This is a genomic window from Bifidobacterium polysaccharolyticum (assembly GCF_016101585.1).
GTDB lineage: Bacteria > Actinomycetota > Actinomycetes > Actinomycetales > Bifidobacteriaceae > Bombiscardovia > Bombiscardovia polysaccharolytica.
This window is the reverse complement of record NZ_JACFQG010000003.1, coordinates 131,842-154,194: the sequence shown is the minus strand read 5'-3', so window position 1 is coordinate 154,194 and position 22,353 is coordinate 131,842. Positions and strand designations below refer to the sequence as shown.

13 protein-coding genes are annotated in these 22,353 nt (G+C 54.6%); 8 read left to right on the top strand and 5 right to left on the bottom strand.

Annotated features, from left to right (window positions below; genetic code table 11):
- Window positions 1-1,303: 1,303 nt before the first annotated feature.
- Together H3T90_RS06125 and H3T90_RS06120 are read right to left on the bottom strand one after the other, a co-directional pair.
- The gene (locus H3T90_RS06125) at window positions 1,304-2,926 is read right to left on the bottom strand and encodes an RNA/DNA-binding domain-containing protein (RefSeq protein WP_456298260.1); all 1,623 of its coding nucleotides are present in this window, start codon (window positions 2,924-2,926) and stop codon (window positions 1,304-1,306) included.
- Between the two features lie 360 nt (window positions 2,927-3,286).
- Complete coding sequence (locus H3T90_RS06120) at window positions 3,287-5,662, bottom strand: hypothetical protein (protein WP_198229947.1); 2,376 nt, start codon at window positions 5,660-5,662, stop codon at window positions 3,287-3,289.
- Window positions 5,663-5,847: 185 nt separating this feature from the next.
- Between H3T90_RS06120 and H3T90_RS06115 the strand changes: the two genes are divergently transcribed.
- The 3 genes from H3T90_RS06115 to H3T90_RS06105 all read left to right on the top strand — a co-directional run bounded on the left by H3T90_RS06115 (window position 5,848) and on the right by H3T90_RS06105 (window position 9,773).
- Window positions 5,848-6,696 carry an HNH endonuclease gene (locus H3T90_RS06115; protein ID WP_232350607.1) on the top strand — a complete coding sequence of 283 codons (849 nt, stop codon included), beginning with the start codon at window positions 5,848-5,850 and terminating at the stop codon, window positions 6,694-6,696.
- Between the two features lie 366 nt (window positions 6,697-7,062).
- A complete protein-coding gene (locus H3T90_RS06110) occupies window positions 7,063-7,500 on the top strand; it encodes a MarR family winged helix-turn-helix transcriptional regulator (protein ID WP_198229946.1) in 438 nt (145 codons plus the stop codon).
- Entirely contained in the window at window positions 7,497-9,773 is a 2,277-nt protein-coding gene (locus H3T90_RS06105) for an ATP-binding cassette domain-containing protein (protein WP_198229945.1), read from the top strand. The genes H3T90_RS06110 and H3T90_RS06105 overlap by 4 nt, the downstream gene beginning before the upstream one ends.
- A 1-nt stretch (window position 9,774) precedes the next feature.
- Here H3T90_RS06105 and H3T90_RS06100 read toward each other — a convergent pair whose 3' ends face one another.
- Window positions 9,775-10,545 (bottom strand): GNAT family N-acetyltransferase, encoded by a 771-nt coding sequence (locus H3T90_RS06100; protein WP_198229944.1) that lies wholly within the window; start codon window positions 10,543-10,545, stop codon window positions 9,775-9,777.
- A gap of 345 nt (window positions 10,546-10,890) precedes the next feature.
- Here H3T90_RS06100 and H3T90_RS06095 point away from each other — a divergent pair, with 345 nt between their 5' ends.
- Complete coding sequence (locus H3T90_RS06095) at window positions 10,891-11,511, top strand: isochorismatase family protein (protein ID WP_198229943.1); 621 nt, start codon at window positions 10,891-10,893, stop codon at window positions 11,509-11,511.
- Between the two features lie 18 nt (window positions 11,512-11,529).
- Here the strand turns inward: H3T90_RS06095 and H3T90_RS06090 are convergent, their stop codons facing one another.
- Window positions 11,530-12,276 carry an SDR family oxidoreductase gene (locus H3T90_RS06090; protein ID WP_198207524.1) on the bottom strand — a complete coding sequence of 249 codons (747 nt, stop codon included), beginning with the start codon at window positions 12,274-12,276 and terminating at the stop codon, window positions 11,530-11,532.
- Window positions 12,277-12,729: 453 nt separating this feature from the next.
- Between H3T90_RS06090 and H3T90_RS06085 the strand changes: the two genes are divergently transcribed.
- The 3 genes from H3T90_RS06085 (at window position 12,730) to H3T90_RS06075 (ending at window position 15,674) form a co-directional block, all read left to right on the top strand.
- The gene (locus tag H3T90_RS06085; RefSeq protein ID WP_198229942.1) at window positions 12,730-14,055 is read left to right on the top strand and encodes an MFS transporter; all 1,326 of its coding nucleotides are present in this window, start codon (window positions 12,730-12,732) and stop codon (window positions 14,053-14,055) included.
- A gap of 424 nt (window positions 14,056-14,479) precedes the next feature.
- A complete protein-coding gene (locus H3T90_RS06080; protein ID WP_121913066.1) occupies window positions 14,480-15,220 on the top strand; it encodes an SDR family oxidoreductase in 741 nt (246 codons plus the stop codon).
- A gap of 88 nt (window positions 15,221-15,308) precedes the next feature.
- The gene (locus H3T90_RS06075; RefSeq protein WP_198229941.1) at window positions 15,309-15,674 is read left to right on the top strand and encodes a TIGR02328 family protein; all 366 of its coding nucleotides are present in this window, start codon (window positions 15,309-15,311) and stop codon (window positions 15,672-15,674) included.
- 157 nt (window positions 15,675-15,831) lie between these two features.
- Here the strand turns inward: H3T90_RS06075 and H3T90_RS06070 are convergent, their stop codons facing one another.
- Entirely contained in the window at window positions 15,832-17,082 is a 1,251-nt protein-coding gene (locus tag H3T90_RS06070; protein ID WP_198229940.1) for an MFS transporter, read from the bottom strand.
- Window positions 17,083-17,286: 204 nt separating this feature from the next.
- On the opposite strand from H3T90_RS06070, the gene H3T90_RS09040 reads away from it, so the two are divergent.
- Window positions 17,287-22,170 carry a Spy0128 family protein gene (locus H3T90_RS09040; RefSeq protein WP_198229939.1) on the top strand — a complete coding sequence of 1,628 codons (4,884 nt, stop codon included), beginning with the start codon at window positions 17,287-17,289 and terminating at the stop codon, window positions 22,168-22,170.
- Window positions 22,171-22,353: the final 183 nt, after the last annotated feature.

The window sequence follows — 22,353 nt, the reverse complement described above, 5'->3', positions numbered from 1 at the left end:
GGCGACCGTCGTAACAATGCCCTCACTGACTTCCTGGTGTCAGAGCAAACAGATCAGCACATGCACCCTAGAGGATATGCCGCCACAATGCAGATGTATCCGCAAGTTCCTATCTGTTGGGACGATTCCCCGCGTTGCGGCCATGGGCGTCATGCCTGCGGCATGCGGGACAGTAGCCTGCTTAATAACAGGTTCGAGATGCACAGGAATTGACTTTGTTGGGCCATTTGAGGTCATCATAGCCACTATTGGAGAATCTCCCTCTAGTGGAAATGTCCGCCAATTGAGTGTGTCATACACATGCTTGAAGAGGGGCGGTGAATCCTACACGCCTGTCGGCAAGGCAGTTGCGCATGTTCATGCACGCTATTGAAGCGGCATGAGCCTGGCTCATCCCACCTCATAGTCCAAGAACATGGGGTTTCCAATCCCCGCCCAGATTCTGTCATGTCCATCATGGACATGGGGCTAGGTGGCCGAAAGCGAGGCCCCCGAGATTGAATCTAGGTCCCCCCTGGCCCCATTAGTCAAATCTTCACCACAACTAGTTGGAGTCATCATCACGTCAGTTAATTCTGGAAATAGAGACACTCGCGAGCCCTGTTCTCCGCCCCTAGGAGCGGCTGGATTTGCTCGTTCGAGTTATCATTGGAGCGTCATTATGCGCCGTCTTGGTACGTTTGAAAACGTCACTTAGGTGGTGAATTAGGTGGTTCCCTCTTTTCCTGGTTCTTTAATAACCTTTGCAACGGCGGGGATTATGAAAGATCAGAGTTCGAATCTCGTATCCTCCGCCAGCAGGGATTTTTGGTTTTCCAAAAATCCCTTTTTTCGCTTAGAGGGCGGGATTGTAACATTTTTGGCAACATTTCAAAGATTGTCCCTGCTCCGTCTTCTTTCTTTTTGACCCGTTATCTGGAGTAAGTTAAGCAGTATCGCTTTAGCGCTCAAGCACTCAGCCCAAAAACGACGTCGTTCATCCGTCTGCGGCAGCTGGGGTTGATTACCATGGCACGCACTTCGCAAAGTACAAACCCTGTCCGCATCCACAAGAACTTCGATGAAGAGAAAGAGACTCAGGCCAAGACATGATTTAATAAGGCATGTGCCCTATCAACTTGAATGTGTGGACTCCGCCGAAGGTTCCGGGCAAGGCCAATACCGGAAGCAAGATCACATTTCGCGAGTATGCGACCGTGTATGTTGAGAAACAACGTAAAACGGACACTGGTTTTACAGAATTCAGTTAAAAATAACTGAATTCAGGTAGACTCGATTAGCGATATCCCAATTGACTTATCCACTACACCGCCTCGTACCGTGCTTTACGTTTTCCACTACCAACTTTTCTGATACGCCCCTCATCAACGAGCTTCCGCAACTGGTAATACGCCTGATTCCCGCTAAGGTGCAGCAGTTCCATTACGTCGTTTCTACTCACCGTTTTTTGTTCATGGATCAGCTTGATGATTAATTCGGAGTACCGAACTCTATCGATGTCCGATTGGCGAACGTATTCCACTACCTTGCCGCTACGCCGATACACCTTCGCACCCAACATATATGTTCGGCGAGCCCCGGTGCCAACGCTTTCGATAAGACCAGATTCAGTCAGTTGCCCCAAAACCGTGCGTAGACGCTGGTCGCTCATGTCCATCGATTTCGACAACACGTCAAAGCTGCAGCGCCTCTCTCTCTTGAGCTTGTCCAGAATAAGCAACCCATCGAGAGACATGGATTTGCCACTACGCTCACGCTCCTCGGCCAGCAGCTCCACAAACGCCTTATCGGGCGCACTGCGCGGCAACAGCACTGATACCCCACGCCCGTTGGATCTCGAATAATCAGGCAGAGGACGGCCATAGTTCAGGGCACCTTCGAAAATGCGGTCGATCCCACGCCCAGTGCGTTCGGCGAGGCCAGATCTCTTCAATGCATCCATCAGACATGGGTTACGCCCATGTGGCTCAGCTGTAAGCAGGTTATGAACATTTATGCCTTCCACAAACCCACCGGGATTGGCAATGGTCAAGCCAGCATCGTCCACCAATACGCGCACACGTCCGAGAACCGAATAGTCCCTATGGCCGAATGCGTTAACCAAAGCCTCTCGAAAAGCCCTTTCGTCAAACTCGGGGACAATCGAAGAAAACAGGCCCACATTCAGCTCCGTCCCCGGATTCCACGGCTTAAACGAAGCGGATATTTGCTCTATGGTCTTGAGCAAAGGGCCATGATACGTCTGGTTCACCTTGATGTCAGTGCCGTTAAGAACTTGGAAAGCCGCTTCATTCGTCGGAACGAACTGTTGCAATGCATCTTCGTTGCCAATGAGCAGCAAGCCAGCTAAGGTTGGTGTCAAATCCCCATCGACCGATACGACAAGGCGCAGCGATTTTTCCATATCCTCATCCGAAAGCTCAAGAAGGTTCTGGTCACCAGATTGATAAGAGGCGATGATCCTGCGCAGACGATCACGCTCCAACGGATCAAAATCTTCCCGAGTTGATCCCCTCACCGGCTGAGCTGAATAGTCGAGCTTTCCCAGATCAGAAAGACGAGTTGCAAACTCATACGGATACATGGGTACACTTTCAGGCGTGCCATCCACTTTCATCATGCGACGGAGAATCTTACCCGACTTTGTTGATACCACGCTCTGCGTCTTGGGCACCTCGACCTGAATAACCGCGATGTCATTGCCAACCAATTGCGCACGAACCGATATCGGTGGCACAGTCTTATTGGCAATCATTGCAGCCATTCCAACCGGATCCTGATGCTTTTGCTGCGCACCGGTAGGCGTGCCATCATCCTCAACGCCCAAGTATAAGCATCCGCCATCCGTATTGGCCAAGGCAACAACTGCTTCTACCAATTCGGAGTCCGGCAAGCCCTTGAGATCACTTTTGAATTCCTTGGACAAAGTCTCCTTGCCGTACTCACACGCCATCCGTCGTCCACCACCTGTTCTGAGCTATTGGCCTTAACTGAATTATATACTTTTTCACTGAATTCCGGTAAAGGATAACTGAATTCAGTTAAAACTACCCTTAAACAAACAGTCTGGCAGCAGAGAGAACTGGACCCCCTTTAACATTTCCAATGCAATCAGTAACCTGGAATACTAAAAAGCAGAACAAGACTTTAATCAGAGATATCCCCTGCATTCCCCAAGATGACAATCTGCAGAATCCGATGCTTATACATCTCGGCATGATTCCCGCTCCAGCGCTGTACTTGATCAGGCCAATCCGACATCGTCCTTGGCGGCTGCCGTAATCTCCTACGAGTGACTTTTTTGATTGATCAGCTTCAACAATTCCCTTTCGCAATTACGCATGTAACCCAGGCTCTTCTTAAGACCGGAAAGCTCCTTCTTCGTTTCTTTTTTCTCAGACTTATCTAATTCCTTGTCTCCAGAACGCCCATAGAGAATCTCCTGCTGAATTTCAATTCGTTCAATCTGATCGAGCAAGCCTTGTCGCATCCGTTCAATCGTCTTTGGCTTCATATCAGCTTGAGCAAAGTCGGATTGGCAAAATGTTAGGAGCTTCGAACACTCGTCGAGGGCAAACGCTCCTTTGGAATCAGTGAGAAGCGAAGTAACAGCAGTTACCCCACTACCACCAACCAAACCCAAGACTGCGCCGCCACCAGCGATTATGGCCGTGCCACCTGCCATACCGAGTCCTCCTGCAGCCAATGCACCACCGCCAACCGCTGCAAGGCTCGCACTGGTAAGAGCAGCACCAGATAGGCCGGCAACAGCCGATCCGGCAAACAACGGCGCTATGACTGGCGCTAATGTAAACGCTGCACCTCCCGTAGCAACCGCAACCGCGGCAGTTCCGGCAGCACCGACAATTATTTTGGTTCGGCTACCATCCAATACGCCTGCATTCTTATTCAGCGCCTTAGCGGTCTGTTGCACAGGGGATTTGTCCGAATCGCCGCTTACATCACGCCATAATTCTTCGAGAATTTTTGAATCAAATTTTGGGCGTTTAGTCCTTTTGATTGAGGAGTCTGACCTTCCGTCAGGATCCTCTGACTCCATTTCAGAACGATAGGAGTCATATGGCACAAACCGTGCAAGTTCAATCAGAACCAAGGCTTTCCATGTAGTTCCATCTCGTGCAACAAGTTCTTCAATTCTCTCTTTCACTTGCCCACGATTAAGAAGAACGCAGTCAGCAGGGAGGCTTTCAGACCATTTGCCAAACCATTCTTCTTTTTCGCCTCGATCCACTGCCTTACTTCGATCTATGTCCTCATAAAGCGCCAGTCGCTCTATCGAGAACAGAACAGATAGATGCTCCGGCTTCAACGAGAGCGTTTCCATTGTCGCCCGATCGGCCGAATCGTCGTTTTGCTGCCGCTGCCTGTGGCTTGTTCTTCGTTCCCATACCGTTTTGACATCCACACCTATTGCGAAAACCAGACGAGTCACACCTACGTAGTTGACTCTCAGCAAGAACTCCTTGCCGGCAAGTACCCTGCCTTCCGTAAACCCGACCAATGCAGCCCGAATAGCAGCATCCGCCAGATCCACCGCAGTAAAAGTGGCCGAGGCAATGGATACCATGCGAACAACTCTGGAATTATTGAATGGAAGAATTCGGTCCATGTCCAGCTGCTTCAAATCGGACAAAGAGCGGACCTCATTATCTTTCATCTCCAGATACAGATGATGAAGAAAATAGCAGCCCCGCGTCAAGCATTCATTCAGCAACACTGGAAGCGCCTGGCGCCCCAGTTCATGCACAATTCCGATTTCAGTTCGCAGGTTAAACCTACGAGGCACTTTACGACCTTCATCATCCAGTTGTGCAAATAAGGTCCCATTAAACATCTTGGAAATGAAATTGCGCGCCCCCATGCCAGGATCCATGGCATTTTTAAATACGGGCAAGACGGACAATGCCTTAATAATAGAGAGAAAAGGCCCAGGTATCCCCGTGCCTTTACCGGGATTCGAACTTGACCCCGCCATGTCTGATGCCATGTGAAAGAACCATTGCACCGCGCCTAAGAACAGCTTTTCGCAGAAGTTATCGCCGATCAGTCCTTCCTTGAACCATTGTTCTTCCACCGGGACTGCAATGAAATCCCCATACTGATTGGTGCCGTATACCTTTCCGGTAAATTGCGTAAGTATCGAGAATACCAATCCTTCAAGGGAGAAGTGGTGAGAAAAGTCCCTGAGATGATGCTGCAAACCACCGCCAAATTCGGCTGTGTACTTATCGCTAACAAAAGGATATTGATCTTCTAGGAATTGAATGGCATCACGCAGGGACTCTCCTCTAAAACCAGAATGCTGCTTTGCCACCCAAACCACGAATTCATTGACTTTCTCCGAACCCCACTCGTTCGCCCTGTCCAGAGAGAATTTGCCAACAAAAATCGAATCGCATAAACCAGCAACCACCCCACAAGCTGCAGCTATCTTGTAATCAAGCTGCGCGTCATCTTGCACATGGTCAGTTGCAGCATCTTCTTCAATGGATTCCACATAGATTCCATCACCAAAATCTTCGGTCGCTTTAGCAAGGCTAATTCCAGCCTCTATACCTTTGTCGTTCGCAAGCTCCAACGAATACTCAACAGAAACCAACTCGCTGCCGTGCCGTGGCGAAAGCTCCAACTCCCTTGTCATCCGTCCCTCTCCTTCCACAGTGCGCACAGGAACAAAGCAATGTAGCCAGAATAAAACAGCGACTGGAACGCCTGCAAACAGTCAACCATTACGCCCCTTGCCGGCAATTCACCTTCAGCTTTGCAGGTTTCAGAATTCCCTCAGACATACATCCCGCAAGCTTCACGGCCGATTATCCTGGAGGTATGGCAATGAACGTCAATGTCGCGTCGCGCCGTCGCAACTGGTCGCGCGAAGAAACGATGATGGCGTTTGCCCTGTACATCGTACTTGAACCTAGAGAGTGTGATGACAATGGACTAGACGTGCAGCGTCTGGCATCATTCCTGAACCGCACACCCGCCTCAGTCGCCTTGAAAATTTGGAACATCGCAGCCCGTGACGTCAATCGGAGCGCACAAGGCAAGGCAGGCATGAAGCATGGCAGCAAGATGGATTCCCAAGTCTGGCAATGGTACGAGGAAAATCCCGATGCTTTCATGGCAGAATGCCTCAATTTGCTCCGACATGCACTCCTGCAAGCGAACAAACAAGACTTCCATCCAGCACCCTTGGCTTCCGACCGATATTCCTCGCTCGAAACCGCAACAAGACTGCTGCTTGGCAAACTCAATCCCAAAGGCCGCGAGCGCGAAGCGACCACGATTCAGCGGATCAACCAGTCTTACTTCCGCAATTCGTTGCTCTTGAACTACCAGTACACATGCTGCATCACAGGTATGCAGATACCTTCGATGCTGATTGCCAGCCATATCAAACCATGGAAAGCATCAACCCCAACCGAGAAAACCGCTGCATCGAACGGCCTGCTGCTCAATGCACTCCACGACCGGGCGTTTGATCAAGGGCTCATTTCCATCGACGACGATTACCGCATCATGGTCAACCACGACAAGGTAAGGCATTCGCCGATCAATGATCAATGGCTCTACGCTTTCGAAGACCAGAGAATCACATTGCCATCGATCAGCCGGCCCTCGCATGAATTTATCGAGTACCATCACAAACATATATTTCTCACCGATGCTGCATAGCCACGGGGACTATCCCTCTCCCTGCACGCTCTGCTCTGCCTGGAAATATTGGACACATCACTCCCCGCCCTTTTCTTCCAAGGCATCAACCATGTCCAGAGGCTGCTCTGCCAGCCTGAAATCCATAACGACCTGCTTCACCGCATGGCTACGGACTGTGAGAGCGCAGGATTAAACAGCCAAGCACTTAAGCAATCCATGAAGCGCCCAGCCATTTTTCAACGAAACAAGGCCAAATATAAAGCAATGACATCCTGGGGGGGGGGGGGCTAACTTCATGGATTCGATAGCCAGACAAGACAGAAGCTAGAGCACTACCAAACGGCTCGGGAAATATATAGTTTCCAACATGATATAGTTTCCAATATGAAATCAAATAGGCCATCCTCCCTTTATGATGCTCTCATGTATCTGCAGTGCGAATTCGTAGCAGAGCGTAATAGGGTCAACCCAGGAGACATCACCTGGCAACAGTTCGATATCCTCACTGTTTTGCGTACTGGAGCCTTCAGGCCCTCACAGATTGGTCAGCGACTTGGTATGAGCCGATCCAAGGTCTCCAAGAACCTGAGCACGCTGCGCGATCTCGGATACATCAGGCAGACGCCCGATATTCGTGACCGGCGAGAGCTGGAGACCAGCCTGACTCAGGATGGCCGAGACATGCTCAGCATCATCGATCAACAGCATAAGACCCTCGAGGAGGATGCCCGACAGGTCTGGTCCGAAGACGAGCAGGAAGAGTTCGCTGCTCTTGCCAATAGACTCATTGCCAAGCTGCGTCAGGAGCGAGTCGCCCGATGAGGACAGAATCCATCCTTATTGATCGGGCCTCTACGCACAACCTCAAGCAGGTCTCACTGTCCATACCCAAACGGGCCATCACCGTGGTCACCGGCATGTCAGGTTCAGGTAAGTCGTCCCTCGTGTTTTCCACGCTGGCAGCCGAGTCACAGCGCATGATCAACCGCAGCTATAGCTCCTACATCCAGCAGCTCCTGCCCAAGTATGAGCCCGCGGAAGTCGCCCGCATCGATAACCTGCCCTTCTCCATTGTCGTCACCCAGAAGCAGCTCTCGGGAAATGCCCGCTCGACCGTGGGTACCTACACCGATATCTACACCGCCCTACGCCTGCTGTTCTCCCGTATGGCCCAGCCCTTCATCGGGTACTCCATGACGTATTCCTTCAACAATCCTGCGGGGATGTGCCCAACCTGCCAGGGGCTGGGAACGGTGCGCAGTCTGGTGCTTGATCGCCTGCTCAACGTGAATCTCTCGCTGAATCAGGGCGCCATCAACTTTTCCACCTTCCAGCCGGGCGGCTGGAGACTGACCAGGTATACGGATTCAGGCTACTTTGACAACGATCTGCCCCTACGGGAGTGGACGAGCGGCGACCTTGACCTTCTGCTGTATGGCAAGAAGCAAAAACCGGCACACCCTGGTCCCAACTGGCACAAGACGGCCATGTATGAGGGGTTGGTGCCCCGGATCACCAAGTCCTTCATCAACCAGAACGGTGACAAGTACCAGCACGAGCTGGAGGAGGTTACGCGAATCACCCAGTGCCCCGACTGCCAAGGGGCCAGGGTCAACGCCAAGGTGCGCTCAGCCAAGATTGGCGGACTGAACATAGCTGACTGCTCCGCCATGAGCGTTGCTGACCTGCAGGACTGGCTGGGGAAGATTCATGACGATCAGACCGAGACCATTCTGCAGGACCTAAAGCGCAAGATAGCTAACCTGATAACGGTTGGTCTGGGCTACCTGAGTCTACAGCGTGGCACCTCTACGCTTTCCGGAGGAGAGGCACAGCGTCTGAAAATCGCCAACTGCCTGAACAGCCCCTTGAATGACGTTCTCTACATCTTTGACGAGCCAAGCGTTGGGCTACATCCCCATGACCTGACCGGGATCAAGAAAATCTTCAAGGGCTTACGGGACAAGGGCAATACGGTGGTAATCGTGGATCATGACCCCGAGCTCATCGGTATTGCAGACCGTATCGTCGACATGGGGCCAGGAGCAGGCAGGGAAGGAGGACGGATCGTCTTCGAAGGGAGCTATCAGTCTCTGCTGGAAAGCGGCACAGCCACGGGCAGAGCTCTGTCAGATCCAGGCGTAGTGAACGAACCAGTGGCGCCATCGCATGGCTTCTACGCGATAGACAAGGTCACTGCCCACAACGTCAGAGAAGCCCACGCCAAGATACCCAAGCATATGCTGACAGTGGTGACCGGTGTGGCCGGATCAGGCAAAAGCACCCTGATCAAGGCAGGCTTCATGGCTCAGCATGATGCCATACTCCTGGATCAGAAGCCGATCAAGGCCAGTGGGCGCTCCAACCTGTTGACCTACTTGGGCGTCTTCGACCCACTGCGCAAGGCCTTCGCCAAGGCCACAGGTGAGTCCCCGTCACTCTTCTCATTCAACGCTGCCGGAGCCTGCCCTGTTTGCAAGGGCAAGGGAATTGTCACTCTTGATATTGCCTACATGGGCGATGCCAGCACTGTCTGCGAAAGCTGCCATGGAACCAGATATTCAGCACAGGCTCTATCTGCGAGATACTGCGGTCTCAGCATCGCCCAGGCGCTGAAACTGACTGCCAGCGAGGCTATGCACCAATATCGTACGGTGCTGGGGCCAGCTATGAAGGCCCTGGAGGATGTCGGTCTGTCTTACCTATCCGTTGGACAGGCTCTCGATACGCTCTCGGGCGGTGAGCTGCAACGTCTCAAGCTGGCCAAGCTGCTCAAGGATGGAATTCGTGAGACTCTGATTCTGGATGAACCTACCAGCGGCCTGCACGAATCCAATATCCTGCAGCAGATTGCCCTCTTACGCAAACTCATCACTGATAAAGACCTGACTGTTGTCGCCATAGAACATAACCTGCGCTTCATCGGTCAGGCCGACTGGGTGATTGATATGGGCCCAGGAGCCGGGAGCGCGGGCGGCAAGGTGCTGTTTGAAGGGACTCCACTTGCACTGATGCGTCGAAATGACACTCCCACAGCCCGAGCCATGAATGCCTATTTTGGCTTTCTCAAGGATGCAGCAGTGCAACAGCAATAGTTCAGCAATCCTGCAGACGGCGCTTCTGCCTGCCATCCTGATCGAAATTGTCATCATCCAGCCAGGTCTCCAACCGCTCTTTCACTGTTGGCCATTCACTATCCAATATGGAAAACCAATCCGTATCCCGAGTCCGACCCTTGTAGACCATGTCGTTTCTGAACCGGCCTTCAGCCTTGAACCCCAGCCTCAGCGCCGCCGACCGTGAGGGCGCGTTGAGGCTGTCGCACTTCCACTCGTATCGGCGATAGCCCAAGTTCTCGAAGACATGCCGAGCCATCAGATATTGGGCCTCGGTAGCCTGCCTGCTTCTCTGCAACTCCCTGGTATAGATAACGTGGCCCATCTCGACGCTTCCCATGTCGGACCTTATCCGGTGCAAGGCATACATGCCCAACAGATCCGACGAATCATGAAGCTTCACATGCTCCCGTAAATCTGCATCCTTCTCACTCACAGGCTGACCGACACCAAAGTCAGGTGCGGATGGCTTGCGAAGGATAGCAAAGAATAGCGGCTCCCGGCTTTCAATCATGGCTGCGAATCCTGAGTCGAATGCTGCTCTGTCAGGGTAGAGGTCGTGAGTGGTATATGTCATGATGGATTCGTCGCATTTTGGACCGAAGATTCGCTCATAGAAGGCATCACCTTGGTTTTCGTCCAAGGGTACTGCCAGAACGGTCTTGCCAGTCAACATGACAGGCTCTGGCACCCTGGCCCCGGCAAACGAAATCGCATCCCCAATAGGTTGCCCAAACTCATTGATCCTCATACCGCATCTCCTCCCTTGGAACAATGCTCACTCCGTCATCGCACGGAAGAGGCAGGCCTAAAAGCACCGGCCACAACTACGTACAATCCTGCTTATGATACCAAGCAAACGCCCCAAAAGACCGTATGGATCCACCTCACACAGCCACGGTTAATCACCCTTGCTACCTCCTTTATCATCTTGTCCACAAGGTGCTGATTCGCCGCCATATTCGTCCACATGCACTAACGCGGAAGGACCGACGCATCTGCGGGAATTAGACTGATGCGTAAGAGGAAATGATCGAGGAGCTTCAACCGGTATTCCCTCTGCCTACCGTCAGCATCGACCAAGGGAGTGATCACTATGTCCAAGGCTTTGATCGTCGTGGATGTTCAACCGACCTTCTGCGAAGGAGGTGAGCTGGGAGTCGAGGGAGGCAACGCCACAGCCGACAAAATCGCCGACTATGTCCACGACCACGCCAAGGACTATGCCTACATGGCCACCACCCAGGATTGGCACATCGAACCCGGATCCCATTGGTCCGATCACCCGGATTTTGTGGATACTTGGCCCAAGCACGGCGTGGCCGGATCACCCGGGGCGGAGCTGCATCCCAGCATTCGGGAGCTGGGCATCACCCATCACTTCAAAAAGGGCCAATATTCCGCCGCCTACTCCGGATTCGAAGGCATCGAAGACAACACCGATCGAATCCAGAGCAGGGAGGAATTCGCTGCCGCCAAGTCATCTGGAGTCACCTTGGCCGACGCACTGGCGCAAGTAGGAGTCGACCAGGTGGATGTAGTCGGCATCGCCGAATCCCACTGCGTCAAGGAGACGGCCTTGGATGCCGCAAAGCTGGGTTACCAGGTCACGGTCTTCGAGGATCTGACTGTCCCGGTCAGCGAGGATCAGGGCATCGAGGCTCGAAAGGCCATGGCACAAGCCGGCATTCGTCTTCTTTCCTCCAGTGGCGACTAAGGGCAGCGGCGGAGGAATTCACCAGGGCTGAATGGTGGGGCCCACGGTGAATTCCGATACATTGGTATCCTCAGGCTGATCAATGGCAAAGGCCACCACCTGAGCCACCCGTTCGGGATCGATCTGATAGGTGTCGTAGGTCTTGTTCATATCAGCCAAGGTCTGCTTGTCTGTGATGGTGTCCAGCAACTCGGTTCGAATGGCTGCCGGGTAAATGGTAGAGGTGCGAATATGAGTCCCCTCCTGGGCAGACTCCATCCTGAGCACCTCCATCAGATCACGCAGGCCCCATTTGGTTGCCCCGTAAACTGCTCCGCCCGGGTAGGCTTTGAGACCAGCCACCGAAGAGGTGGCGATGAACTGCCCGTGACGCTGCCCGGTGAACTCCGGCAGGGCCGCAGCAATGCCGTACAGTGCGCCTTTGAGGTTAACGTCAATAGTCCGATCCCACTCGTCCACATGCAGAGCCGACAAGGGAGAATTAGGCATGAGCCCGGCATTGAGGAATACCACGTCCACTCCGCCGAACTGCTTCTTGGCGAAGGCCACGAAGTCCTCATTGGCCTGCCTATCAGTAACGTCCAGAGCCATGGAAGCCGCCTGGCCACCAGCCTGAACAATGTCGTCGACGATTGTATCCAGCCGATCCTTGCGACGAGCACCCAGCACCACCTTGGCCCCTCGCTGCGCCAACAGTCTCGCCGTAGCCTCTCCGATGCCAGAAGAAGCTCCGGTGATCAGCACTGTCTTATCTGCAACTGTCATAGTCCCGCCTTTCCTAGATGTTCATTCGGCCTGATGGTACAACCTCGAGTCGCTGGAGGTGCAAGTCTTTACTACTATCAGGCACACATCGACAACTGTGACCAGATGCGTGGTACAGGGCTGAACCTTTTGTGAAGGACAGATCAGTCAGGGCGGCATCAGCATGGGCATATGGAGAATCGACACAGTAATCTACGAAGAAAGGCAACTGCTAGCCAAAAGGGGCTTGTTCACTCCATTGCAAGGAATAAAAACGGCAGTGTCGCAAAACTACTTAATCTGCATCGTCTTAATCTGCATTGTAACGATAGGTGAGGGTCAAATATTGAACTACAATTAGTCCTTACATTTCCCATAGTGGACATTCAGAGCAGACGAGCCACAGATCGATGGGAGCATACAAACCAAACATCAGTTGGCTAGCCACGATCCCATAAGAGGAAGGTCGCAGTCATGTCGACCACACCGACACAGCCCTCATCACGAAAACAGGCTGTTTATCCGTACCTGATCGTGCTGTCGGGCATTGTCTTCACGGCCATCCCCGTATCGCTGGTATGCAGCTGCGCAGGCATCTTCTTCACTCCTGTCAGCAACTACTTTCATGTTCCCAAGGCTGCATTTACGGGGTATTTCAGCATATTCAGCGTCACCATGGTCGTCTTCCTGCCGGTGGCAGGATGGTTGATGCACCGCTATGATCTGCGCATCGTCCTGACGGCAAGCACCATCCTGGCCGGACTGGGCTGCCTTGGCATGTCCCGATCATCCGCCATGTGGCAGTTCTACCTATGCGGAGTGGTTCTGGGAATCGGCATGCCGCCCATTCTATATTTGTCGGTTCCCACGCTCATCAACGCCTGGTTCCGCAAACGGGTCGGGTTCTTCATCGGCCTGTGCATGGCCTTCACCGGCATAGGCGGCGTGATCTTCAACCAGATAGGCACCATGATCATCAGATCCGCCCCTGACGGATGGCGGCGGGGATACCTGGTCTTTGCCATTCTCATTCTGGCGATCACCCTGCCTTTCACCATTTTCGTCATTCGCGGCACGCCCGAGCAGATAGGTTTGCTCCCCTATGGCGCCACCGGCCAGGAGCCTGCTGCAGCTGAGGCTGCGTCCAACAGCCCAAACACCGGAAGTAAAGACGTAAAGAGCCCAGAGCCTGTCACGTCGACTGTTGGCATGACCGCTTCCCAGGCCTTGCGTTCCCCTGCCTTCTGGGCGCTGGCACTCTTCTGCGGCCTGATCACCATGAATCAGACCATCTACCAGTTCCTGCCCTCCTATGCAGCATCCCTGCCATCCATGGCGGCCTACACAGGCCTGATCGCCTCCTCCTGCATGGCCGGCCAGGCCATCGGCAAGGTCATCCTGGGCATGGTCAACGACGGCAGCATCGTGGGCGGGCTCTGCCTGGGCATCGGCGGCGGCGTTCTCGGCGTCTGCCTCATGGTCGCCTTCCCCGGATTGCCTGCGCTTCTCCTGCTGGGAGCCTTCGCCTTCGGCCTGGTCTACGCATGCACTACAGTGCAGACGCCCATTCTGGTTACGGCAGTCTTCGGCTCGCATGACTACACCAACATTTACGCCCGCATTCAGATGGTGGGCTCCCTGGCTTCGGCCTTCGCCGCTCTCTTCTGGGGAGCCATCGCCGACCTGCCCCACGGCTACATCATCATGTTCGGTCTGAGCATCCTGATCATGGTTGCAGCCTTGTTCCTGGGCATTATCCCACTGAAGGGCACGCACAAGTCAGCTACTCAAACCAACTGACCGAACCTTGCAACCAGCAGCCTGCGCAACATTCCACCTTGCGTCATGGGCTGACAGGATACGGCAGACCGCAACTTCTACTACCTAGGCCCCGTCACCGCTATAGGGCCACCGTATGCCGGGAAGAAAAGCAGGGCCGGACGGCAATGACCGGATGCTCGTCACCATCACCAATTTCTGTCTTGACCGACCTATGGATCATGGGCTCTACTGCCTTCTGCTTGATGTCTAAGCGCAGACCAGTCAGCAGAACAGGCGCACTGTTTCTGCGGGGAATTTACTGTAACCCCTGCAGAACTTTTAGCCCCTCATGGACAACTTCAAAGAAATAACGGAACCAAGATAATCGGTACGTCGGTCACCACCGTGGGCATGCCATCCCATAGGATGGAATATGACAGCACATCTCTATAAAGGAGTGGATATGACTGATCGACTACAAGGTAAGGTAGCCATCATCACCGGAGGAACCGGTGGCATGGGCGTAGGCATCGCCGAATGCTTCGTCCGCGAGGGAGCCAAGGTGGCCCTTACCGATATCAAGGAAAGCGATGCTTCCCGCAGCTTCATGCAGAAGCACCCCGGGCAGGTCGTCTTCCACACCCTGGACGTGACGGATGAGGACCAGTGGGTCTCCACCATCGACACCGTTGAAAAGGAGTTGGGTCAGCTGACCACCGTGGTCAACAATGCCGGCATAGGCGGCAGCGGAGCCACTATGGACCAGGAAAGCTACGAGGACTGGAAAAAGGTCATCGCCATCAATCTGAACGGAACCTTCCTTGGCACCAAGCACGGCATGCGGGTCATGAAGGGCCGTGGCGGATCCGTTATTAACATCTCCTCCATTGAGGGCTTCGTAGGCCTGAGCGGAGCCGGAGCCTACAACGCCAGCAAGGGCGGCACCAGGCTGCTGACCAAGTCCGCGGCCCTGGATTCCGCCAACAACAACTATGGTGTTCGCATCAACTCGGTTCATCCCGGATTCATCAAGACCCCTCTGATCAGCCAGAGCCTTGAGGACAGGATGAGCAAGCTGACCCCCCTGGGCCACATCGGCGAGCCCCAGGACATCGGCGAGATCTGCGTCTATCTGGCCAGCGACGAATCCAAGTTCGCACTGGGTGCCGAATTCGTTGTGGACGGTGGATTCATCGCCCAGTAAGCAATTCCAGTAAAGAATTGCTGAAACCCCTTCTTCTGCCAGTCCGCTTTACAGTAATGCAAGCGGCTAGGCTGAAGGAGGGGGCATCATGCGACTGTGGCATCAGGATTTGATTCGACTGCTCCCCAGACAGCAGCTGTTGGGCCAGCATCGGGAGATCACCGCGTTGCGGGGACTGGGCTGGGGTAGACGGCACGCCACTGTTGACTATGTCTTTCACTACTCCCCGTACAAGCTCTTTCAATTTCATCTGCTGGTCATGGCAACGATGCGCGAGCGCGGCTACCATCCTGATCCTGCCTGGTACGATCCGCTTTACCGCGGCAGACATTGCCCGCCCTATAAGGATCTGTCTGCAGTGCCGTTGACGGACCCCATCTATCCCGAGCACGATGCAGCCTACCTGCAGGAGTGCTTGGAGAACCTGGCGGAGAAGGGCATCCATCTGTCCTAAGGCCGATCCTCAGGGCCGGTGCCGGCTGACTGCTGTGGCCATAAAATTCACTGACGTGTACGGCAATGTTGAGGAAGGGCTGTTTGAATCCGAGTATCTTCCCAAAGACTGTACTTCGCCCAACAACCGGTTGACGGGGTTTGCCAACCGAAGAGCATTATTCCCGAGTGAGCCTGGACACCTTGGGCACCAGGAGGGTGACTGCCGCCAACAAGAACGCCAAGGGAAGCAACGCCGGTCTGACACCTGTATGGTCGGCCAAAAATCCGATAGCCGGAGGAATGATCCAGGAGACCCCGTAGTAGGCAGTGGAGATGACCGAAGCCCGCTGAGCCGCCATGGCCGGATCCTTGGTTGCCAGAGTGGTGACGATAGGTACACCCAGAGCTGCTCCGACACCCCAAATTCCAGTGCCCACGAGGCTGAGCACGAAAGAGGGCGAAAGAGCATAGACCAGAATGCCCAGAGCCGAGACCAGCAGAGTCAGAACCAGCGAGCGCATATTCCCCAGCCACTCGATCAGATGCGTACCCAGCAGCCTTGAGACGATCATGGCTGCAGCGAAAATCGTGGGAGCAAGACCGGCTTGAGACTCGGGGACACCGAAGGAATCGACCAGACCGATCCCGCTCCAGTCGTTGACAGCACCCTCGCTGGCCTCCAGAGCCACGTTGATCAGGGCCAGGATGAGCACCAAGGCATCACTCCAAGCCGCTAACTGCCTGCTGAAGGCGGATGAGCGGCATGAATCAGCATGACGGTCCGAACGTTTGCCGTCAGCACTGCCCTTGTAGTCCCCTAGAGGCCGAGCCGGGCAGAGCAGAACGCAAGCGGCCACCAGGACCAGGCTGATCAGTGCATTGACCGCCAGATGCGCGCCTATGGGCACGCCCAGATGAGACAGGAGCGAGCCCAGCCCCAGGGCAAGAAACATGCCCAGACTGTACGAGGCATGAAAGCGCGGCATTATGGACCGGGAGGAGAATCGCTCCACTGCGCCGGCCTCAACAGTGTTGACCGTTCCCCAGAGGCTGATCCCCGCCGAATTGAAGAGCAGCCCCAAAATCACCCCCGGCACTGATTGCAAAGTGACGGCCAGGGCCGCGATCACCATGCCCAGGCACCAGATCGAAGCTGCCAGCAACATGGCCCGGCGCACACCCAGCTGATCAGTCAACACTCCCGAGACCAGCATGCCGACCAGAGCGCCGCATCCGCCCAGGATAGTCATTAGCGCCAGACCCGAGGGTTGCAGACCGAGACTGGCCTTGACTGTTGGCAGTCGAGAAATCCAGGCCGATGTACCAATACCCATGATGATGAAGAACCCGTAGACGGCCAGCCGCTCGCGCATTCCGTGACCCGGAAAATCGGCAGCCGAGAGCTCATGATGATCCCGTTCACTCATGCGGACCTCCTTGTTCTGTCCATGGTTGGCCCTTTTCTCCGGAGGCGCGTATCAATCGGAATCATAACCAAAGACTTTGTATACTAGCTCTACAGAACTAATATCGAATGACTCGAAAACCATCGTAGACAGTCGACCGGATGATCTGAAGGGGATGCCCGGCCCGACGCCCCTGGAGGTCGTCGGCGCTCAAAAAGGAGAAACGTGGCAAAGGGTAATTTGAGTGGAAAAGTCCTGGTCGGCCTGATGGCTATGGCCATGTTGATACCCACCATGGCTATAGCCGATGGTGGGCAGACAGCTGGTGCACAGACCACCGCCTCCACATCAACATCGGCAACGACGCAAGCACAACAGACGACTGTGACAAACCAGGCATCATCCACGTCGACCCAAACCTCGTCTCCACAGTTAGACGCTGCCACGTCTGGAGCAGCCCCAACCACTCATAAATCGAAGTCAACCTCCCCGAACCAGGCCGCGCCCATACAACCCAGCAGGAGGCCGACCGCCAAATCGGTAATCAAGGACACGCTGGACACCGACGACGCCGTGGTCACCACACTGTCCCAGGCCTCCCGCTCCACTGGCACGGCTCCTTTCGACAGCGACAACAACCCAGGCGACGACCACGATGCGGACAATGCCATAGTGCGCACTTTCGATAAGATGTCCTACACCTACTCTTTCGCCGTAAATACCCGCAGCGAGACAACCAGTTACCGCCGGGGCCGAATAGGCTTCCAATTCAAACTGAGCCAGCCTGAGGATCAGGTCACCTTTGATGTGGCTTCGATGGGCTGGGTGGACAATACGCAGGGATACGAGCCAAAGCAAACTACAGAGATCATCAACGGTCAGCCCACACAGGTGCTTACCGTTTACAGGCTGCTCGCCTCCACACAGAATATGTCTACCGTCATTCCGGGATCCTCCAGCGTCACTCTGGTCCTCCGGGTCCGAAGCATGCCCAATGGCAGCAAATTCGCCCCAGAGATCCAGGCCTGGGGAGCTCCGGATGCCACCACCAAGACCGATCCTGCTTCAGCCACGTCCGATGAGATCACCGTATCGGCCAAGCTCAATCTGAACCTGAGAATCACTGGCGGAACCAATGAAGGCTCCGGCAACCAAACCTTCGATTTCAACACCCCAGCCGCCAGCAATTACCCCAACCATGAGCTGGGCAAGCGCAAGGGGATCATCAGCAAGTTCAACTGGGCCGTTGACATGCGTTGGCCCGATCGAACCAAGGGTCTTAAGGGTCTGGAGGTTCCCACTGGCCCCATAACCTTTTCCCTGTCGCTTAGCAATTTGTGGCAGACCGCCGGCGGAGATGCCTACCCGAAAATAGAGGATCTGCAACCCTACTTCTGGGACATCGGCACCATCGATGGCGACTTCAACAACAGCGGGCGCAACACCGGCGATCAGGGCTGGAAACCCACTCTCAGCAACTATGGCTATGCCCGATCCACGGGTGGCGATGCCGGGAAGGACCGGGTCCAAGGCAATGGTCAATACACCGTGGCTGAACAGCGCAGCAGCCAGGGCCTTAGGCTGGACCTGACGTTGAAGGATTATAAAACCAACGACCCCTTCCCATACCTGGGGCATACCCATGCGCCAGGCACCAACTGCACCCCTGCCCTGGCCTCGACTGACTGCACGCGACAGGAAGTGGCCGAAATCTCCACTGGCTACCTATATGTCTTCAACCCCTCCACTGTCGGAGGCAAGGACGTGGCCAACTACTATGGACAGACCGGTCTCAGCCTGCAGAGCAAGGTCAATGACGGCAACCTGGGTGCGAAATCGCTATCAAACCAGTCTTTACCCCTTGCCTCTGACGCAACGGACACGTCAAACCAACCCGACCAGTCCGATGACATGTGGCACAACGTCATCTTCACGCTAGGCTCCGAAACATCAAAGGCAGGCATCAGCAACATCATTCAGTACAGTTGCATGACGGCTTCCAACTTTTTTGATAACGGCGTGGACTGCGGGTGGTGGAACGCTCCTGACAATCTACGGGGGACCGACTCAGCAGTCGCAGGGACCAAAGTGCGGGTAACGGCTGGCTTCAACTTCAAAACCAGCAAGGCCGATCTGCCTCTGCTGGGAATGTCCTTGGTCAAAATCGACCCAAAGGTAGTTGGACTGCCGGACTCCGACAGCCTGGATCTTCCCTGGGTCAATGGCATCTGGCAAAACGGCAAATACGATAAATACGAGCAAACGAGCGCTCAAAACCCGTTTCGGGACCTGGTCATGTATGCCACCAAACCCGACGGAAAGGACTGGAAAAACGACACTGAGCAAGCCAATGCCGACATAGAGAATCTGAACTTCTACAGCACACAGGAGGAAGCAAAGAAGCATGGCACGGTTGTAGGCATGCTGCTGGGCGGGCGCACCGCCGCGCCCTCCAGGTTTGCCGAAGAGAATTCCCGATTCGGCTTCGGCGGATTTGTGATCAACGTCCTCCCCGACGCCAAAGTAGGTTCGGTAGCCCAGCTGACATCAGTGTCGCGCACCTTCACCCGCAGCCAATTAGCAGCTATGGCCGGGCTGAGCCCCGAGAAGTCCAGAGATCAGGAATGGGAGAACTGGGCCGAGAAGCAGAACCCATACGATCTGGCCAAAATAAAATCTCCTGTCTTAACCACTCCCGTCGGAGGCTATACCAAGGCCCACTATGATCAAATAAACGGTTACCTGGGCGGAGACACCGGCGGCAATGAACACGGGGACAGCCTCTATGTAGCCGGCGAAACCAACACCATCTCCAACGCCGTAGCACAAACAAGCACCAATTCCAAACCCAAAGACTATTTTGACATAGACAGCGATCAACGGTTCGTTGACTGGCGGCTAACCATCAACACCGGCACTTCAGCTTCCCAAGCCAACAAGGGCGCCAAAACCGAACTCTACATCACCGACAAACTACCAGCAAAGCTCCACTACATCCCCGGCAGCGCCCGATTGGGCGGCACATATACGGAAGCCACGCCTGAAATGGGCCACATAGAGGGCGGAACCGCCTGTGAGCCATCGGTAAGCACGGACTCCGAAACCGGAATAACCACTCTGTCCTGGGCACTGACCAACATCCCTGTGGACGGCAGCAACCGCATCATCCACTTCTCCACCTCCCTGGGCGACCTGACTGACCCCAGCAAAGACATAGGTCCCGGCGACGACCTAATGACCTCTGCCACAGTCCAGTCAAAACAGAATATGTCCCAGCCCAACACATACTTGAAGACTGCCGACTCCTTCACCATCCACGCCTGGCGGACCAACACCACCAGCCTTTCCACTTCGGCCGTACAGGATACCAATGAAGCCGGTGCACCAATCGGCTTCACCAACATGCTGAGCAGCACCGCAGGCAGTGGCAAGCAGCATCACTATGCCATCGACATCATGCCTTACAAACAGGCAAGCGGCAAACCCGACTTCCACGGGGAACCCACTTTTGCCGATATGAGCATAAAAGCTTCGGCGGGGGCTGGTCTGAGCGGAATCACCATCCGCTACACCACAGATTCTCGATGGCGGGTGAATGACACGAGTTCCATACAATCCCAGGATTACCTCTCTTGGAGCAAGGCTGACTTTGACCCAACAAGCGGCGAAGTGAAAATGCCTGGAAACGTGGTCGCCTGGGCCTTCATCATTGATGGGCAGCCCAACCAATTCCGCTATGACATTACTTTCCATATAAACCCCGGAAACAACTCCTCCGGCGACCTCTATCGGAATCGCTGGGGCAATGCACTGAACCAAATGCCTGCCCAGGCCATGGTTGTTCAACGTTCCATCAGTGGCATCGTATGGTACGACGTCAATGGGGACGGTGTCCGCTCTTCGGAAGATATTCTGCTTAAAGATGTGAAAGTGACCCTGATCAAGGACGGTACCAACGAGCCCGCCAAGTCGGTCGTCACCCCACATGATGTTCTGAGCACAAAATCTGATTCCCAGGGCAAGTACGAACTGACCAATATACCGGCAGGGAAATTCCACCTGCGCTTCGCCCCCGCCCCGAACACGAACTGGACTCACCTGACTACAACAGTCCAAAAGGCCAGCGGAGCCAGCCCGAGCGAAAACTCCTCAGCCAGCGACGTACTGGAGGACGGAACCATGAAAGGCGCCGTCATCAACGATATTGAGTTCCAGCAGGCCGAGGATATGGTGGACGCAGCCAGCCAATCCCTGGACTACAACAACTGCGGTCTGACGGGAACAATGGACACCGATGAAGTGTCTGCCGGAGTCAAAGTACGGATTCAAGGCAGGAACTGGCTCAGTACAGACTCCTTTACATTAACCGTCGAGCCCCTGGAAGGAGCACCCTCCGCAGCGTTGCCCAGCCAAATCATCATAAACACCGACAACCAAGATATCCAGGTGCCCGTCAACGTGTATGCTCTGCCCCACGATGGCAGCTACAAGTATCGTATTCACCAGGAAACCGGCTCCATTCCTGGCCTGACGTATGATCAGAGCGTTGCAATCCTGACCATCACTTTGACAACCGATTCAGCTCAGTTACACCGTACCGCCAAGGCGCAATGGACTGACAGCAAGGGCATCAAGCTAGACACGGCGGTCTTCACCAACACCTACCAGACCCAGCCGGCCAAGCCCGACGACCCTGGCAACTCCAGCAACTCTGGCAACTCTGACTCTGGCGACACCGGCAACCCCAGCAACACCGGCAACCCCAGCAACACCGGCGACTCCAGCAACCCTGACAACTCCAGCACCCCCAACAACTCCAACAACTCCGGAGAGCATGACAAGCCGAATCCGCCGGTGGAACCGAGCAAGCCGGTCGAGTCCGATCATGCACCTAGCAAACCGGATCAAACCAGAAATAGCCAAAAACCAGTGCCAGGAAGCCAATCTTCTGATGACCAAGCGAAGTCCTCTACGAATTCCCCGTCCCTAGCCGACTCCGGCTCAGACATAGTCATTCCTGCAGCCCTGGCTGTCGGCACTGCCGTTCTCGGCCTGGCGCTGATGTGTCTGCTTCGGCATCGCAGGGCTCAGGAGACCGAGCTGGACTGATAGTTCCCTCCTCTTCGCCAATGTCAGGCACTTATGGCGAACCTCACGGTTCCTTGCCCCTATTTGCAGGCGGAATTTGGTATTCTTGCAAGTGGAAGGAATCTTGCATCCAGGGGTCGCTGTCGACGATGGACGGTCACCCGAAAGGTCATGGCCCTGCATGGTCATGGCGTTGATTGTCAC

Excerpts from the sequence above, each read along its gene's own strand:
- H3T90_RS06120 (WP_198229947.1), bottom strand. The coding sequence starts at position 5,662 with ATGACAAGGGAGTTGGAGCTTTCGCCACGGCACGGCAGCGAGTTGGTT.
- H3T90_RS06115 (WP_232350607.1), top strand. The coding sequence starts at position 5,848 with ATGGCAATGAACGTCAATGTCGCGTCGCGCCGTCGCAACTGGTCGCGC.
- H3T90_RS06110 (WP_198229946.1), top strand. The coding sequence starts at position 7,063 with ATGAAATCAAATAGGCCATCCTCCCTTTATGATGCTCTCATGTATCTG.
- H3T90_RS06105 (WP_198229945.1), top strand. The coding sequence starts at position 7,497 with ATGAGGACAGAATCCATCCTTATTGATCGGGCCTCTACGCACAACCTC.
- H3T90_RS06100 (WP_198229944.1), bottom strand. The coding sequence starts at position 10,545 with ATGAGGATCAATGAGTTTGGGCAACCTATTGGGGATGCGATTTCGTTT.
- H3T90_RS06095 (WP_198229943.1), top strand. The coding sequence starts at position 10,891 with ATGTCCAAGGCTTTGATCGTCGTGGATGTTCAACCGACCTTCTGCGAA.
- H3T90_RS06090 (WP_198207524.1), bottom strand. The coding sequence starts at position 12,276 with ATGACAGTTGCAGATAAGACAGTGCTGATCACCGGAGCTTCTTCTGGC.
- H3T90_RS06085 (WP_198229942.1), top strand. The coding sequence starts at position 12,730 with ATGTCGACCACACCGACACAGCCCTCATCACGAAAACAGGCTGTTTAT.
- H3T90_RS06080 (WP_121913066.1), top strand. The coding sequence starts at position 14,480 with ATGACTGATCGACTACAAGGTAAGGTAGCCATCATCACCGGAGGAACC.
- H3T90_RS06075 (WP_198229941.1), top strand. The coding sequence starts at position 15,309 with ATGCGACTGTGGCATCAGGATTTGATTCGACTGCTCCCCAGACAGCAG.
- H3T90_RS06070 (WP_198229940.1), bottom strand. The coding sequence starts at position 17,082 with ATGAGTGAACGGGATCATCATGAGCTCTCGGCTGCCGATTTTCCGGGT.